Raw genomic sequence first — 15,257 nt, 5'->3', positions numbered from 1 at the left:
ACAGCTTTTTTCTAGTCTAGTTAAACTACTCTCTATTTCTGAGAGTATGAGTCGAGTCTGTTAGTTTGAAGCAGGTTGAACAAATCCCAAAGTTAAACTATCCTTGGCAAGGAAGTGACCCAAGTGGTAAGCTCTTTCTTCTGTTTTTAACAGGATTTTTTCGTATAAATAGCGAGTAGCACGATCACCCAAACTCTCTGCCTGTGCGGCTTGGCGACGAATAACGCCAAGAATTGTCTGTTCTGCCTTCAGGTCATTTTCTACCATTTGACGGGAAGAGTAGACACCATCAGGTTCTTGCTCAACAACAGATAATTCTACCAATTTACGTAAGTTAGCAACGGGTACTCCACCCAATCCATCCAGACGTTCTCCAATGTCATGGATGTGTTCTTGAACTTCGTTATAACCTTCGTTAAAAAACTCATGCAGAGAGTAGAATTCTGCACCTTCAACAACAAAATGATGCTTTTGGTACTGTAAGTAAAGTGCCTGGAAACTAGCTAATACAACATTAAATCCTTCACAGACTGGCTCGGTTACACTTTTGTCCAAAAGGATAGGGTTGTCATATACTTGACCAAAATTTCGTAACAAAGTTTGCGTTTCAGACATTGTGCTTCTCCTAGCTTCTGGTAGATATAGTTGCTAACTTCTTAGTCTCTACATCTTAACATCGAAAAAATGATAACAAGCTCGATCTATATCACGATTTTTTGACCTTTTTGTGAAAAAAAAGCGATAACTTTCATTCCTTTTGAGAGATTTTCACACAAATATTGCAAAATGTTATAAACAGTATTGACACTATTTTGTAAATGTGTATGTATAAAATTTGAACATAATATAGTTTAAAAATCTTTATTACTCTAATTTTTTTTCCAAAATTACTGAGAAAACTTTGCACTTAGGTTATTCTTATGTAAGAGGCTAAACACACGTCACCATAAAATGGGTTCGGAATTGGGTTAAAAGATAATTAATTTCCCTGTTTCATACATTTGATTTCCGAACCCTAATTAATGATGAGTTGTGCTCAGTTCCGATTGAAGAAAAAATCATGGGAGTCAAAGGGCACACTTACTGCAAAGCGATTGCACTTTTAGGGGGATTGTTTTGAAACCGTCAATTGTTAAACCGCAAGTAAAATACACTGTTGAGCTAAACTGGGCAGACAGGTGGCAAATATATCAACGCTTACAGGAACTAGACATTCCTTGTTGGTGTCAGACGAACCAGCCGTTAACAGTTGAAATTAGCAATCCTACAGCAGCCATACAACTTTGGAGTGTTGTGCAGCAATTTACAATTTGCCGCAAAGACTCGATTAGGAATCTCAAGAAATGTTGGCAATATCGCAGTTAATGCTTAGTGTTGCCACAACACAAGTTAATAATTGGTCAAAAAAATGAGTAAATCCTACAAAACCGACGTTTCAGAATTCTGCCTTGAGGGAAAGTTTCTCGATTTCGTCATCAAAGATGGTTATAAGCTCAAAGGCTTACGACTGGAAACTGCTGAAGGGGAATGCTACATCAAACTGGCTAAACATTTACGCGCCGCTTTTGACTTACGGTTACCACCAGGTACACGGTTGCAAGTTACAGGCGAGAAAAAGTTTGACTTGAAAACGGGAGAAGTGAAATTAAAAGCACAGCAAGTGATGGCGGCTCGTATTCTTGATAAAGATAAGGAGATTGGGAGATTGGCAGATGCTGACAAAGCAGTCACCGCATCACCCAATCACCCGATCACCCCAGCCATTAATAACGCCAAGCCCAAAAAAGCTACTATATTAATCTGTCAAAAGTCTGATTGCATCAAACGCGGTGGCAAAGAGGTTTGTCAAGCTTTGGAAGCGGCTTTGAGTGCTCGTGGTTTGGAATCAGAAGTCACAATAAAAGGAACTGGCTGCATGAAAGACTGCAAAGCAGGACCAAACTTGGTGATGCCTGATAAAACTCGCTACAGCCGGATAAAAGCTGCACAAGTTCCTGGACTTATGGATAAACATTTTGCTGTTAACAGTAATAATGCCAAGCAGGATAAGGGAAGTGAAGTCACTACGTCTATAGAAGACTGAGGTGTAATAGCACTTGTGTCACTATTTTTTAATGGGAAGATCTACTAAGAATTTTATTACTGTTTTTGTTCAAATTTTGACTCGTTATTTTTGCAAATTTTTTGGAGTGATCAGTTATCAAACAACTGATCACTGATCTTTTGAGTTTATTTGCGTTCAACTTTTCCGGTTGAGAAAGTGATCCATGCTCAGTTCCGCTAAAGCCGCGATAGTGAGCGAGGGGTTAGTGCAGGCTGTCGAGCCTGGGATGAGCGAACCATCAATAACAAATAAGTTACGATCGCCGTGAACCTGCTGGGCTCTTTTCAACGAAAAGCAGCAATTCTTCTAGATTTTCTGTATTCCAGGACGACCGTTTTCAACGACAAATGAAGCACGGTTACTGATAGTGCCAGATTGGGTTGTCACGTTTGATAAGACTAGAAAATCTGACTGCCAGGTTTCGGGAGTCACCACACAACGGACATATCCTCGTTGACCGTTGTAAAATTTAATGTGGGGGTTGTCTGGCAAATACGCTTCAACTGTAGGACTTGAGTCTGCCCCATCTCCACCGGAAGTAATTGAGGTACAAACAAATTCACTGCCAACGGTAGCGGATTCTGGTTTATTAAAGTCAGCTTTGAGATCCATTGCCCAGTTGGAATGGATATCGCCTGACAAGACGACTGGATTAAATGGTTTGCGTTGTTCTAGAAAACTCATTAGGCGATCGCGCGAAGCCAAATATCCATCCCACTTATCCATGCTGAAAGTTGCGCCTTCTCCTGCTTTCATATCTATCTGAGCAACAACAACTTGCTGTGCCAGGATATTCCAACGAGCCGTAGAGCGATCTAAACCTTGGTATAGCCAATTTTCTTGACGTTTACCAGTAATCGTTGCATTGGGATCAAAATTTTCTGGACAACGTTCTTTAGTACCATCTCCACAAGGCTGATCTGTGCGATATTGACGGGTATCTAGTACATGGAAGGTCGCCAAATTGCCGAAGGAAAGCCGACGGAAAAGTTGCATATCTGGTCCTTCTGGCTTTGACAAGGGTCGTAACGGCATATGCTCGTAGTAAGCTTGATAAGCAGCTGCCCGACGTTGTAGGAAGATTTGAGGGTCTTGATCCGGTTCATCATCGATTTCTGAAGTGGCATTGGCGTAGTTGTTTTCCACCTCGTGGTCATCCCAAGTGACAATCCAGGGAAATGCTGCATGAGTTGCTTGCAGATTTGAATCGGTTTTGTAAAGGGCGTGACGATTGCGATAATCTTCCAGAGTCACAATTTCAGGACTATTGTGTTGTCTAGGACGATTTGCTGTAATTCCTCCCTCGTAGATGTAGTCGCCAACATGCACCACCAAGCTTAAGTCTTCCTGCGCCAAATATTTGTATGCTGTGTAGTACCCTTGCTCGTAGTGCTGACAGGAAACAAATGCAAAGGCAAATTTACTTAGGTCGCTACCTGGCTGAGGAGCGGTACGAGTGCGACCAATTGGGCTTTCTTCCGTACCGGAGATGAATCGATACCAATACCATGTATTTGGTTTGAGTTTATTTACAACCACTCTCACTGAGTGAGCTAATTCTGGGATGGCAATTTCAGTGCCTTTTGCTACTACATTTCTCATGTTGGGATCAGTTGCCACTTCCCAACGAATTGGCACATTCACAGATGGCATTCCACCCCCTTGTAAAGGATTGGGAGCCAGACGAGTCCACAGTACCACGCTATTTGGATAAGGATCACCCGACGCCACACCAAGCGTGAAGGGATAACTGGAAAATGGGACTTGGGCGATCGCTCGTTGATTGAATTGGTTAGCGATCGCCAAACCAGTCAATACCCCAGCCCCAATAATTAAGTTCCGTCGCTTGATACGGCTGCACAAAAATCGCTCAAAATTCTGGTAATCTAACATCTTTTTCCCCTGAGTAACTCACAAATCAAGGCAGAGGAACAGATGATCCAAGGCATCCAGGGTAAGAATTAACAAACCACTAAACCAGTATGTCAATCGTCGATATCACACTCTTTTACAGCGAGCGCCTTTTTTTGTGCCTAAATCAACCCGTCGAACTCACGTTAATTCAAAGAACACCAGACGATCAAATTTTCCTGCTGCTTCAAGGTATCAACTGTTGCAAAGCCCGAGTTCAATTTACCACTCAGACATTAATTCCTAGCAAAGGAACAGTTAAGGCTGTTTGATTGAGCAAAATTCAGGGTGTAGGGGTTCTTTGGTAATTGGTTTTTTGAAAATCACCGAGTCCCTATGCCTAACGGCACGCTACGCTATCGGGACGGAAGTAAGGGTGTAGGGGTGTAGGGGTGTAGGGGAAACCCGTCCCGAATATTGGTTAGAAGCCTCCCCTTTTAAGGGGAAGAGAAAAAAAATGTGTTTTAAGACGGCGTTTGGCGCGTTCGCGGAGCGTGCCCGAAGGGCTTAAAAACACGGTGTCCTTGTTTCAAACTCCATCTCTAATGGGTGGAGTCCCCTACACCCTTATACCCCTATTCCCCTACACCCCTAGTTATCTAAAGATATCTATTTTCGTTGCACCTTGTCGTAAAACTTGCCAATTGTTTCCAGTCCATTTCACAACAGTCGAAGGAACACCATCTCCGTGTACCTCGTCTTTTAATTCTGTCGCCGCCAAAGTCAAGACATCAGGAAACTGTGCCGAAATTTCTCCCATTGTTTGTAAAGGAGGTTGACCTGATAAATTGGCGCTGGTGGTTACAAGAGGACCTGTTTGTGCCAAGATAGTCTGGGCAATTCTACAATTAGGCACTCGAATTCCAATTGTCCTGTCAGGAGTAAGCTTATCCTTTTGAGAGGCTGAATCTCCATCAGAAATAGAAATTATTTCTTGTGGTACTAGTTCGGAGGCAGGCAACACCAAAGTCAGTGTTCCTGGCCAATATTTCTTGGCAACTCTGTGCCAAATTTCATACTCTTCGTCACTACCCGTGGTGAAAGACCAGATTTCTTCAGCAGTCGCTGCCATTAAGATTAAGGGTTTATCTCGACTGCGCTGCTTAGCTGCGTAAATTAACTCTCCTTGTTCTGATAAAGCTGCCAATGCCGGAACAGTATCTGTAGGAAAGCTGACTAATTTACCAGCACGTGCGCCTAAGATAAGGGTGTCTAGGGAAACTTGCATGAACAGAACTCAGAATTGCGAACTTAAAACTCAGAATTGAGTTATCAGTTATCAGTGATCAATTCACTGTTGACTGTACTGAGTTCTGAGTTTTTACTTGGTGATGTTAGCTCTTTCTATATGCCAGAGCAAAGCGCTCAATGCCAGCTAAATCTTTATGAATCTGAATGTTACAGTAACTCCCTTGATTGTGCAACATTTCTCCCACAGCATCTGCCTGTCCTTTCATCATCTCAATCAACCAAACCCCACCAGAGCGTAAATAGGTGGAAGAAATTTCTACCAAATGGCGGATGCAATCTAAACCATCTATGCCACCGTCTAAAGCTAGATGTGGTTCATGCTTAACAACTTCAAGCTGTAGGGTAGGTATGATGTTAGTGGGAATATAGGGCGGGTTAGATACCATTCCGCTGAATTGACCTTTGAGCAATGCTAAAGGTTCCCACCAAGAACCTTGGTAAAATTGAATACGCTCGCCAAAACCCAAATTTTGAGCGTTTGCCTTTGCAACCACTAGCGCCTCATGACTGTAGTCAACAGCGTGAATGATTGCTGTGGTGAAAACGTCTGCTAATCCAATGGCGATCGCCCCACTACCAGTTCCCAAATCAGCCCAGTGTCCTTGCTCTAAAGACGGTGTCACCGTACTGTTTCTCGCCGCAGCGACAGCTAAATCTATCAAGTACTCTGTTTCTGGTCTGGGAATCAAAACCGCGTTTGACACAGCTATTTTATACTTTCGCCAAGGAGTTGCTCCTGCAACATATTGTACTGGCAAGTGTTCATTTAAGCGCTGCTGCCAGAGTTTGTCTAAATCCTCTAAAGATAATTTCAAACAAATCTCAGCCTGGTTTTTGTATGATTCCAAGCGCAATGCCAAGCGATCTAATCCAGCGACTTCTTGTAGTAACCAATCGACTTCAGTAGGTAAAATAGCAGTGGCATTAGCAGCTTGAATTGCCACCTTACGCCACTGCCAAAGTTGTAAACCAGTTACTGATAACTGCTTATCTGCCATGCCTCTATACTATCAGGCATAAGTTTATTTCTTTTTGGGAGAGAGGTTTTGATTTGGAGCACCACTTCGCTTGCTAACGACATACTGCATGCTCTCAGTAGATGGTACTATGGCGACTTGGCTGAGCCAAGTGTCATTTTTCTCTTTCAAAGTTTTAATGACTCCATCTATGTCTACAACCTGAATATCAGCCTTGGGAACTTGTTGCTTAACCTGGGTTAATAAATTTTGGGCGTCTTTTTGACTCAAGAACAAAGGAATAACTTCCTTGTTGTCAGTCTTCCGTTTGACGGATACATATCCCTTATCCGGAGATCTAACAATAAAAACAGGCACACTTGGGAACTGCTTAACTTCTTTACCGCTTTGGCGCAGCAATGTAACTGCTCCTTCTAAATCTTGTTTTCCAGGATTAAAAGCAAACACTAGGTTGTTTGGTTTCTTAGCATTTTCTTGAAGTTTCTGATAAATCATCCCCAAAGGTACTGGCGTCACTTGCAGGCTTTTTAACATATCTGCCATTTTTGGATCTTTACCTTTGACATTTCGCAGTTCGTTAATAAAAGCCTGAGCTTCCTGCCCACTCATAAAAACGTCTGTCACCGTAGCTTGTTTATTTTGAGCGTTTTGAGCGTTTTGCCCATTTTGGGTATTGTTAGGCACTGTACGAGTGAGAGGCACACCCTGGTTGTTAGTAATCAAAAACACTGGTACTGGATCTAATTTTTCTTTAATTTGTTGTTCTGTCAATGCCAGCACTGGAGCATTTCCGCTAAAAACTGTTGTTAGCAGAGTACTCCCAACCAAAGTCAATGTTGTGCCCCAGCGAACTAATAAATTCATAACTACTCCTCGCATCAATTTCTCTAAAATCAAGTCTGACAATATAGTTGGATTTGCACAGTATTAACCAGTTCTAGATATATTACCTTCTTTGCTCATTAACTGTGCTGTTTTTGGTATTTCAATTTCGCCCTACTAAACAATTGCACTCGAACGGTAGATGATTGCTGTAATTAACAAAGGCGAAAAATGTGCTTTTTACTTCAAGGGTGTCTTCTGCCATTTTATTGGCTTTTTCAGCTATGGTTGACGACAATAAATATGAGATCGTTCCTTCTAAATTTGTCGTAAAATGTCTCAAGGTTTACAGATTTCCTCTCTTGTGGCCTTCTTCAATGCTTGGAATTTATTTTGTCTAATAGAAAAGAAGAAATAGCAAAGCAACATGATTAGTGCTTCTAGGAAAATATGCAATTTCAGTGTACATTGTCTGACAAATCAAACAAATAGTTGCAGCATAATCCAGTTTTGACTTTTTGATTTAATTTTTTGATGGTATCTCCAAAAAATAATGGAAGTCATTTATGTATGCTTGAGTCATTTGCACGCTCAACCTAAGGTAACAGAATTTGAAGCGATATCCTGTTTGCTTGCGCTAATTGGTTGCACTATATAAATAAACCCTAAACCTGTATTCAGATCTAGGGTTTACTATTCATCTATAAGATCGGGATGACAGGATTTGAACCTGCGGCATCCTGCTCCCAAAGCAGGCGCGCTACCAAGCTGCGCTACATCCCGATTAACTTGTTATTTTAACTTAGTTGTTGCTTTTTGGCGACAATCAATAGCTCATTTAAGATTCTACTTGATATATTGCCAAATATTCATCCACATCATATCATGCTTTGTTGCTTTTTGTAAACTGTTGCCTTCCCTATACATAGACTTATAACAGTAATGTCTCTGTTAAAAATTAATGAGGGTACCAAAACATACCTTTGATGCCTTCTGGGTCGGACATAAACCCCAAACCCCGATAAAAATCTAAGACATGGGGGTCAGCAAATAGAGTCACATTACTAATTTCTTCGCTCCTGAGTTTTTTGAGTACATATTTCATAAGTGCCTTTCCCAGTCCTTTTGCTTGAAAGTCTGGGTGAACTACCACATCCCAAATTGTGGCATTAAAGGCATGATCTGACGTCGCACGGGCAAAACCAATAAGTCGCCTTTTGTTTCCTCGTACTTGCCACATAGAGGCGACAAGAAAACTATGCTCAATAGCTTTTTTGACTTTTCGCAAAGGACGACGCGACCAACCGACTGAATCGCATAGTTCCTCTAGTTCATACAGGTCAATATCTCGCTCGGTACTAAAAACTATACGAGTTTCCTGCTGATTAACTTCGGCAACACCATTAGAGCCTGAGTTACCTACAGTTTCAACTGCATACTCTTCTGAGGGTGTTGTCCTAGTTGTTGAGTTAGCTTCTGATGTACTAAACCAAGTTTTCCAAAAACCCATGCCAACGTGGTTCAGGTAGTATATACGAGGTGGTTTTGACTGATAAGAGTGCTGATTCACTTGTGATTAAACTACCGACGTTGTATCCCGCAACACATACAGTTGTTTTGTCTGTTGGCGGAATTTTCCGATGACAGTAGTCATTAAGCGTGCATCTTACACTAGTCTTTTTCAACTTTAGCATTTTGTTGTGGAGCTAAGAAGAAATTAGCTAAAACGGAAACATTTAAGAATAAATTGTGTATGACACCAGAATTCATGTCCCCCCATTTTCCCATCTCCTTACCTTGCCAACTCCCGAAGTGAACGGGGTACGATAGAAATATGGCAACCATCGAAATCTTGGGCGTTCCACACGCATACGAACTCACAGCTCCTACTTCCTACCCCCAGACCTTAGTTTTTATCCACGGATGGCTCAATAGCCGTGGATATTGGCAACCTGTAATTTCTCGGTTGTCAGATGATTTTCAGTGTCTGTCTTATGATTTAAGAGGTTTTGGGGAGTCGCAACGTAAATTAAAAACTGATTTTAGTCAAGAACAGAATTATTTCACCCAAAATACTAAATCTAGTCGTGCCGTTGTTGATCCCTTTGATTCTGTGTATACTCCGGCTGCCTATACTCAAGATTTAGCAGATCTTCTCAAACAGCTAAACGTCAAGAGTGCTTGGTTGATTGGTCACTCTTTGGGAGGCATGATCGCCCTTTGGGGTGCTGCCCATATGCCGGAATGTGTCAAAGGAGTTATTTGCATTAACTCTGGTGGTGGAATTTACCTCAAGGAAGCTTTTGAGCAGTTTCGTTCAGCAGGTCAGCGGTTTTTGCAAGTTCGCCCTAAATGGCTTGGGCAATTGCCTCTGATTGATTTATTGTTTACTAGAGCGAGTGTAGCACGTCCTTTGGAGCGTAATTGGGCACGGCAGCGGGTTATTGATTTTGTTGTTGCCGATCCAGAAGCTGCTTTGGGAGCGTTGCTAGATTCTACAACAGAGGAAGAAATTAACTATTTGCCCCAGCTGGTTGCTCAACTTAAGCAACCAATTTATTTCTTAGCTGGTGCGGAAGACAAGGTTATGGAACCTAAGTATGTCCGTCATTTAGCTAGCTTTCACCCTCTTTTTTCTTACTGTGGTGACAATGTGATCGAAATTCCTGATTGCGGACACTTAGCAATGTTGGAACAGCCGGATGCAGTTGCTACTCATATTCGCTCTGTCGTCAAGAATCAATCGTCAGTCGTCAATTGTTAATAGAGTCAAGTTAAAGATTATCTGTACCAGTTTTATACAACTCCATAACTTGGCTCAGCGCTAACCTAGAGTGAACGCCTAAGGTCAGAGGCGAAGTATGACCTCTGTTGAGGTGGTCAGCAGCAGTACAACCAATCATAGCGGCATTATCGGTACAAAATTTTAGGGGAGGGAATAGCACGCGTAGGTTATGAGTTTGTGCTGCTTGTTGTAAATGTTGTCTTAACCCACTGTTGGCTGCTACGCCTCCACCAATGGCAATGGTGGAAAGACCATAATCTAGAGCACAAGTTATTGCCCTTTTGGTGAGGGAGCGTGCTACAGTTTCCTGAAAACTAGCCGCCACATCTTTTGTTGGTAAAAACTGTCCATCTTTCTCAAATTGCTGTACCAACCGCAACACTGCTGTTTTTAACCCACTAAAACTTGCATCATACCGATGATATCCACCACCTGGTAGAGAAACTTTCCCCTCTGGTAGTGTAAAAGCTTGCGGATTTCCCTGCAATGCTTGCTTGTCAATTGCTGGCCCGCCGGGATATCCCAAATTCAATAAACGTGCCACTTTATCAAACGCTTCACCAGCTGCATCATCACGAGTTTCTCCTAAGGTCTCATACACACCACAATCTTTGACGTAAATTAAGCTTGTATGACCACCAGAAACTAGTAAGCTAAGGAAAGGAGGCTCTAAGGTTGGCTCACTTAAATAAGTAGCGTAAATGTGACCTTCGAGATGATGAACACCCAAAAATGGCTTTTTATGTACCATTGCTAAGGTTTTGGCGGCAGTTAACCCGACCAATAACGCCCCAACCAACCCAGGAGCACAAGTCGCCGCAATGCCGTCAATTTTACCCCAATCTACTTCTGCTTGTTCCATGGCTTGGGCGATCGCCCCATTTATCGTTTCTAGATGCTGCCGGGATGCGACTTCCGGCACAACTCCACCATACTGCTGATGAACTGGAATTTGCGAAGCAATAATACTACTACAAACTTGACGATTGTTTACAATTGCTACGGCAGTTTCATCACAGCTCGTTTCTATTGCTAAAACAGTTGCCATTGCTACAATAAAATGGTAAGTACAAAGGAGCTATTCGGCTACAGGTGTTTCTCTTGCACAAAAGGCAGTAGGTTACTGAGTGCCCGGTTGTGAGTAAAATTCTGGAAAAATTTTACTTATAACTGACTTGCGAACTCAGAACTTCATAAGAACTGGTTTGAGAAGCTTTAACTTTTATTTACTTCAACTTTACTCGGTTCACGCGCAAGAGTATCATGACATCCTAGTTCTACAAATCAAGATTGTACAAGCCGCTTCGTTTTGTACAAAAAACTTTTTGTTTCGTAATAAAAGGAAACAATTCCATGCGTCGCTTGTTTGCTTTAGTTCTAGCTATTTGTGTTTGGTTCAACTTTTCCCCACCAGCTTTAGCGCTTGGGGAGAATCTTGTACCATGTGCTGAATCCCCTAGCTTTCAGGAGAGAGCAGCATCTGCCCGGAATACAACAGCTGACCCCGAATCTGGGAAAAAGCGGTTTGAGCGCTATTCTCAAGCCCTGTGCGGACCAGAAGGTTTACCTCATCTCATAGTAGATGGTCGCTTAGATCGCGCTGGTGACTTTCTGATTCCTAGCATTCTTTTTCTCTACATCGCTGGCTGGATTGGCTGGGTAGGTCGTACCTACCTACAGGTCATTAAAAAACAAGGGAGCGATGTTGAACAAAAAGAAATTCAGATTGATGTTGCTCTAGCGCTTCCAATTATGGCATCAGGCTTCGCTTGGCCTGCAGCAGCGGTACAACAACTACTGTCTGGTCAACTAACAGCCAAAGATGAAGAAATCCCCATTTCGCCGCGTTAATTCAACATCAGTCATTCACACATTTTGGAGTATAGATTAATGAACCAAAATCATTTTGTGAAGTTTCTTTCCACAGCACCAGTCATAACTACCATATGGTTGTTTATCACTGCTGGCATTTTGATTGAATTTAATCGCTTTTTCCCTGATTTACTTTTCCATCCTATGCCGTAAATTACGGAGAACACTGCCAACACTTTATTGAGAGGCACACAGAAAATATGCAAGCAGTAGATGCATCAAAAAATCTTGCCAGCGATCCTAGGAATCGCGAAGTTGTTTTCCCTGAATTGCGTGATCCACAACGGGGCAACTTAGAAACACCGGTTAATTCTTCTCCCTTGGTTAAGTGGTTCATCAGTAATTTGCCCGCCTATCGCCCAGGACTAACTCCATTCAGGAGAGGACTAGAAGTTGGTATGGCTCATGGTTACTGGGTTTTTGGTCCATTTGCCAAACTCGGTCCCCTGCGCGATACGCCTAATGCCAACTTAGCGGGATTACTGTCAACCTTGGGCTTCATAGTCCTTATGACTGGAGTCATATCTCTATATGCTGCTAGCAATCCTCCTGAACCAAGCGTGACTGTTACTGCACCCAATCCTCCTAATGCTTTTAAATCTGGTGAAGGTTGGAATGGCTTTGCCAGTGCTTTGTTAATCGGTGGTATTGGTGGTGGAGTAGTCGCTTACTTTTTAACTAGTAATATCACTCTGATTCAAGGTTTGTTTGGCTAATAAGTGTTCTGAGGCATGAGGTCATAATACCTCTATCAAAAAGCCGCCAGACAGATTACAAAAGATAAAGGACGCAAGGAAAAGGTTTACGTAACTTTTTCTTGCGTCCTTTAGTTATGACTTTACCTCCAACAGCGTCGAGGGTTTTACCAACGAGCGTTAACTCAGTATGGCTGCTTCTATGGAATTGAGAGCGCTTTCAAAATCGTCATTAACAATTTGAATATCAAACTCATCAGCAGCATTTATTTCTTCTTGAGCACAGCGCAGACGACGGGCGATCGCCTCGTCTGAATCCTGTGCCCGACCACGTATTCGTTTTTCTAATTCACTTATAGAAGGCGGCAAAATGAAAATGCTGAGGGCGCTAGGATAAGAAGTCCGAATTTGTCGTGCTCCTTTTAGCTCAATTTCTAGCACAACCCTTTTGTCAGAGCGAATTTGGTTCATTACGGCTTCTCGCGGAGTGCCGTAATAATTACCAGCAAATTCTGCCCACTCTAATAATTCCCCTGTAGCAACCAATTCTTCAAACTCTCTACGGCTGACGAAATAATAGTCTTTGCCGTTCGTTTCCCCTGGACGAGGAGAACGAGTCGTCACGGATACAGAATAATGTAGTTGGGGATGACGCTGTAAGAGCGATCGCATTAGAGTGCCTTTGCCAACTCCACTTGGACCAGTCAAGATAATTAGCTTGCCTGTTGGCGGGCATTCCTTAGTAGTAGCACCACTTTTAGTGCTTATAACTTGCATCATCCGTTTAACCTGTGAATTGATTCAGTAGATACTATTCATTAGCCATGAGTCTGACGACTCCTGACTAACGAAATTTTGTAGCCTGGGTGACATAAAACCACTGTTATTCACATGTTACTGCTGGTATGGCGCAAATAGACGTGGGACTATAGACCTACCTTTAGTCAATTATCTACAGCTTGATGGTGATCACGTGTGATCACAAAGCGATTCGCTACCGTTTCCGGTTGAATCGCCGAAAGAATAACGTGACTGGAATCAGTGATGATAACAGCCCTAGTACGGCGACCGTAAGTTGCGTCGATCAGTTGACCGCGATCGCGCGCATCGGTGATGATCCGCTTAATCGGGGCAGACTCTGGACTGACAATGGCAACTACTCGGTTGGCAGACACGATGTTGCCAAAGCCGATGTTGATTAACTGAATGTCCATAAAAAAACTGACGCTAAACGCGGTGAGAGAAGCTTTTAAAGAACTATTCTTTATGTTATCCACAAAAAATAGGAGTTACAACGCTTATACTCACGTCAGTCTTCGTTTTTAAGTTCATCAATCCCTTTTTTAGCTATTTCTGAGCGAAGAATACTAAAAATCTACCTAAAGGAATAGGCTCATATAGGAATCCGGTTTGATTTGGCGAGACCAGTGCGAATGACGGCTTTCCCGACCTAGGCATCTGGCGGAGCTAACGCGCTCCGCCAGAGCCGGCACGAGGAAAACCCTACCAAGAGCGCTGGTCTCACCGTAAGGCGTGGCCGTTCCCACTAGGGTGAATCACAAAGTAGAGACCCTTAACAGGGAGCTGTACCTAGTTTCCTGTTCCTTGTTAAGCGTTCCCTGTTAAGGGTCTCTACGAGTAATTCAGAAGTCAAACCGGATTCCTATAGGAATTCTATATGAATTAAAAAAATAATTGCAATTTTTGTATTTTAGCTACAATGCATTAACCCAACGCCTACAATGCTTGTAAAAGTTGGGTTGGGTTTTGCATTGTTCTAGCCAATCTACGCATCTTTGTATTTGGAAATCATTTCTGAACTCAAAGAAAATCACGTGCTAGCTATTGCCCGTGCAGTACAACTCGAAGTCACAAGGCCATATACAATTTTATAATGTTAAGTTTATCAACTCAAAACTTTGAAGGAGGAGTGTATCTTTTCAAAAATAGGTATATAGTTTGAATTGTTTCTTGTGTAAAAAGTAGTAATACAAGCGGTATTGTTATCTTTATAAGGTAATAAAGTAATCATTGTTTCTGTCTCTCCACTAGAGTACCACATCCTCATACCATTTTTACCATCCACATTAATATTTTCCTTTTTAACTAGCCTCTCTCCATTTTCTTCTGAATAGCTGAGGTTTTCAGTGAAAGTTGTTTGAATTTTTTCGGAAATAATTTGAACATCAGTTTTAATAAAATTTTGGGGAATTTTTCCTCCACCTCTTATTGCCATTTTTAGATTCGTAATATAAGCTAATTCACTACAGCTTCTTGTGAAAAACCACCCTAGTGGATAAGAAATTGAATATACTTTGTTTTCTACATAGGTTTGAAAATTTGTGAAAACTGAATTAATTTGAGACGCTATAACAGTAGAAGGGTTAAGTTTTCTGGTTATCTGTTGATCAGTAGAGAGTGATTGCCCTGTCGTCATTTGAGAATATGGCGTATCAAGATGCTGCTTGAGCTTTGTAGTAGCTAAAGTTTGATTAGCGAAAGTCTGAACACTTACAAGTGTAACTGTGAGCAGAAAAGTGTCTACCCATTTAACTACTTTCATAATTTTTGAGCCTCAATCTTTGGGTTGAAAAAATGAATAATTGCTAATAAGATTGAATCTTTTCTTTGAATCATCAAAGCTGTTGGGTTTGCAAAATCCTAATTGGATTGTCATTAGCTTGTGACAAAGAAACGCATGACTTTGCCAGTATTCTTATCAAGACGTTCCTTATGAACTGGATAACACTTCCACTTGCCTAGCGTTTTCAGTCATAGCTTTTAAGGAAGCGAAATCTGATGCTCTCGTCTAGAGATTTGAATAACCTGAACACTCCTCT

Annotated in this window: 16 protein-coding genes, 1 tRNA gene and 1 pseudogene; 6 read left to right on the top strand and 12 right to left on the bottom strand. The window is 41.9% G+C overall.

What is annotated here, in order from left to right:
• Positions 1–60: 60 nt before the first annotated feature.
• On the bottom strand, positions 61–615 hold the full coding sequence (dpsA, locus tag AC5JM2_RS17000) for a DNA starvation/stress protection protein DpsA (protein ID WP_495836037.1): 555 nt from the start codon (positions 613–615) through the stop codon (positions 61–63).
• 501 nt (positions 616–1,116) lie between these two features.
• Between dpsA and AC5JM2_RS16995 the strand changes: the two genes are divergently transcribed.
• Positions 1,117–1,365, top strand: coding sequence for an Asr1405/Asl0597 family protein (locus AC5JM2_RS16995; protein ID WP_495836036.1), 249 nt, complete (start codon positions 1,117–1,119; stop codon positions 1,363–1,365).
• Positions 1,366–1,408: 43 nt separating this feature from the next.
• Positions 1,409–2,083 carry a (2Fe-2S) ferredoxin domain-containing protein gene (locus AC5JM2_RS16990; protein ID WP_495836035.1) on the top strand — a complete coding sequence of 225 codons (675 nt, stop codon included), beginning with the start codon at positions 1,409–1,411 and terminating at the stop codon, positions 2,081–2,083.
• A gap of 156 nt (positions 2,084–2,239) precedes the next feature.
• On the opposite strand, the pseudogene AC5JM2_RS16985 reads toward AC5JM2_RS16990, so the two are convergent.
• The 7 genes and pseudogenes from AC5JM2_RS16985 to AC5JM2_RS16955 form a co-directional block, all read right to left on the bottom strand.
• Positions 2,240–2,377, bottom strand: a pseudogene (locus AC5JM2_RS16985) (GMC oxidoreductase); the annotation flags it as partial.
• 33 nt (positions 2,378–2,410) lie between these two features.
• Complete coding sequence (locus tag AC5JM2_RS16980; protein WP_495836034.1) at positions 2,411–3,997, bottom strand: alkaline phosphatase D family protein; 1,587 nt, start codon at positions 3,995–3,997, stop codon at positions 2,411–2,413.
• 613 nt (positions 3,998–4,610) lie between these two features.
• Positions 4,611–5,243, bottom strand: coding sequence for an L-threonylcarbamoyladenylate synthase (locus AC5JM2_RS16975; protein WP_495836033.1), 633 nt, complete (start codon positions 5,241–5,243; stop codon positions 4,611–4,613).
• A gap of 106 nt (positions 5,244–5,349) precedes the next feature.
• Positions 5,350–6,264 (bottom strand): peptide chain release factor N(5)-glutamine methyltransferase, encoded by a 915-nt coding sequence (prmC, locus tag AC5JM2_RS16970; RefSeq protein ID WP_495836032.1) that lies wholly within the window; start codon positions 6,262–6,264, stop codon positions 5,350–5,352.
• A gap of 24 nt (positions 6,265–6,288) precedes the next feature.
• A complete protein-coding gene (locus AC5JM2_RS16965) occupies positions 6,289–7,107 on the bottom strand; it encodes a Tic22 family protein (protein WP_495836031.1) in 819 nt (272 codons plus the stop codon).
• Between the two features lie 667 nt (positions 7,108–7,774).
• Positions 7,775–7,848, bottom strand: a tRNA-Pro gene (locus AC5JM2_RS16960).
• Between the two features lie 175 nt (positions 7,849–8,023).
• Positions 8,024–8,575, bottom strand: a complete 552-nt coding sequence (locus AC5JM2_RS16955) for a GNAT family N-acetyltransferase (RefSeq protein ID WP_495836234.1) — start codon at positions 8,573–8,575, stop codon at positions 8,024–8,026.
• Between the two features lie 324 nt (positions 8,576–8,899).
• On the opposite strand from AC5JM2_RS16955, the gene AC5JM2_RS16950 reads away from it, so the two are divergent.
• The gene (locus tag AC5JM2_RS16950; RefSeq protein WP_495836030.1) at positions 8,900–9,829 is read left to right on the top strand and encodes an alpha/beta fold hydrolase; all 930 of its coding nucleotides are present in this window, start codon (positions 8,900–8,902) and stop codon (positions 9,827–9,829) included.
• Positions 9,830–9,839: 10 nt separating this feature from the next.
• Here the strand turns inward: AC5JM2_RS16950 and tsaD are convergent, their stop codons facing one another.
• On the bottom strand, positions 9,840–10,898 hold the full coding sequence (tsaD, locus tag AC5JM2_RS16945; protein WP_495836029.1) for a tRNA (adenosine(37)-N6)-threonylcarbamoyltransferase complex transferase subunit TsaD: 1,059 nt from the start codon (positions 10,896–10,898) through the stop codon (positions 9,840–9,842).
• 305 nt (positions 10,899–11,203) lie between these two features.
• Between tsaD and AC5JM2_RS16940 the strand changes: the two genes are divergently transcribed.
• The 3 genes from AC5JM2_RS16940 to AC5JM2_RS16930 are packed head-to-tail and all read left to right on the top strand — an operon-like array spanning position 11,204 to position 12,438.
• Positions 11,204–11,701, top strand: coding sequence for a Photosystem I reaction center subunit III (locus AC5JM2_RS16940; protein ID WP_495836028.1), 498 nt, complete (start codon positions 11,204–11,206; stop codon positions 11,699–11,701).
• A 39-nt stretch (positions 11,702–11,740) separates the two neighbouring features.
• Entirely contained in the window at positions 11,741–11,875 is a 135-nt protein-coding gene (gene psaJ, locus AC5JM2_RS16935) for a photosystem I reaction center subunit IX (protein WP_169265701.1), read from the top strand.
• 47 nt (positions 11,876–11,922) lie between these two features.
• Positions 11,923–12,438, top strand: coding sequence for a photosystem I reaction center subunit XI (locus tag AC5JM2_RS16930; RefSeq protein WP_495836027.1), 516 nt, complete (start codon positions 11,923–11,925; stop codon positions 12,436–12,438).
• A gap of 159 nt (positions 12,439–12,597) precedes the next feature.
• On the opposite strand, the gene gmk is transcribed toward AC5JM2_RS16930, so the two are convergent.
• The 3 genes from gmk to AC5JM2_RS16915 form a co-directional block, all read right to left on the bottom strand.
• Positions 12,598–13,197, bottom strand: a complete 600-nt coding sequence (gmk, locus tag AC5JM2_RS16925; protein WP_495836026.1) for a guanylate kinase — start codon at positions 13,195–13,197, stop codon at positions 12,598–12,600.
• Between the two features lie 164 nt (positions 13,198–13,361).
• On the bottom strand, positions 13,362–13,631 hold the full coding sequence (gene remA / locus AC5JM2_RS16920) for an extracellular matrix/biofilm regulator RemA (RefSeq protein WP_017319267.1): 270 nt from the start codon (positions 13,629–13,631) through the stop codon (positions 13,362–13,364).
• A gap of 692 nt (positions 13,632–14,323) precedes the next feature.
• A complete protein-coding gene (locus AC5JM2_RS16915; protein ID WP_495836025.1) occupies positions 14,324–14,980 on the bottom strand; it encodes a hypothetical protein in 657 nt (218 codons plus the stop codon).
• Between the last annotated feature and the right edge of the window lie 277 nt (positions 14,981–15,257).

Source organism: Brasilonema angustatum (assembly GCF_059505445.1).
This window is presented reverse-complemented; position numbering and strand designations above follow the sequence as displayed.

Bases quoted from the DNA above. Each gene is read 5' to 3' on its own strand.
- dpsA (WP_495836037.1), bottom strand. From the start codon at position 615: ATGTCTGAAACGCAAACTTTGTTACGAAATTTTGGTCAAGTATATGAC.
- AC5JM2_RS16990 (WP_495836035.1), top strand. From the start codon at position 1,409: ATGAGTAAATCCTACAAAACCGACGTTTCAGAATTCTGCCTTGAGGGA.
- AC5JM2_RS16980 (WP_495836034.1), bottom strand. From the start codon at position 3,997: ATGTTAGATTACCAGAATTTTGAGCGATTTTTGTGCAGCCGTATCAAG.
- AC5JM2_RS16975 (WP_495836033.1), bottom strand. From the start codon at position 5,243: ATGCAAGTTTCCCTAGACACCCTTATCTTAGGCGCACGTGCTGGTAAA.
- prmC (WP_495836032.1), bottom strand. From the start codon at position 6,264: ATGGCAGATAAGCAGTTATCAGTAACTGGTTTACAACTTTGGCAGTGG.
- AC5JM2_RS16965 (WP_495836031.1), bottom strand. From the start codon at position 7,107: ATGAATTTATTAGTTCGCTGGGGCACAACATTGACTTTGGTTGGGAGT.
- AC5JM2_RS16955 (WP_495836234.1), bottom strand. From the start codon at position 8,575: ATGGGTTTTTGGAAAACTTGGTTTAGTACATCAGAAGCTAACTCAACA.
- AC5JM2_RS16950 (WP_495836030.1), top strand. From the start codon at position 8,900: ATGGCAACCATCGAAATCTTGGGCGTTCCACACGCATACGAACTCACA.
- tsaD (WP_495836029.1), bottom strand. From the start codon at position 10,898: ATGGCAACTGTTTTAGCAATAGAAACGAGCTGTGATGAAACTGCCGTA.
- AC5JM2_RS16940 (WP_495836028.1), top strand. From the start codon at position 11,204: ATGCGTCGCTTGTTTGCTTTAGTTCTAGCTATTTGTGTTTGGTTCAAC.
- psaJ (WP_169265701.1), top strand. From the start codon at position 11,741: ATGAACCAAAATCATTTTGTGAAGTTTCTTTCCACAGCACCAGTCATA.
- AC5JM2_RS16930 (WP_495836027.1), top strand. From the start codon at position 11,923: ATGCAAGCAGTAGATGCATCAAAAAATCTTGCCAGCGATCCTAGGAAT.
- gmk (WP_495836026.1), bottom strand. From the start codon at position 13,197: ATGATGCAAGTTATAAGCACTAAAAGTGGTGCTACTACTAAGGAATGC.
- remA (WP_017319267.1), bottom strand. From the start codon at position 13,631: ATGGACATTCAGTTAATCAACATCGGCTTTGGCAACATCGTGTCTGCC.
- AC5JM2_RS16915 (WP_495836025.1), bottom strand. From the start codon at position 14,980: ATGAAAGTAGTTAAATGGGTAGACACTTTTCTGCTCACAGTTACACTT.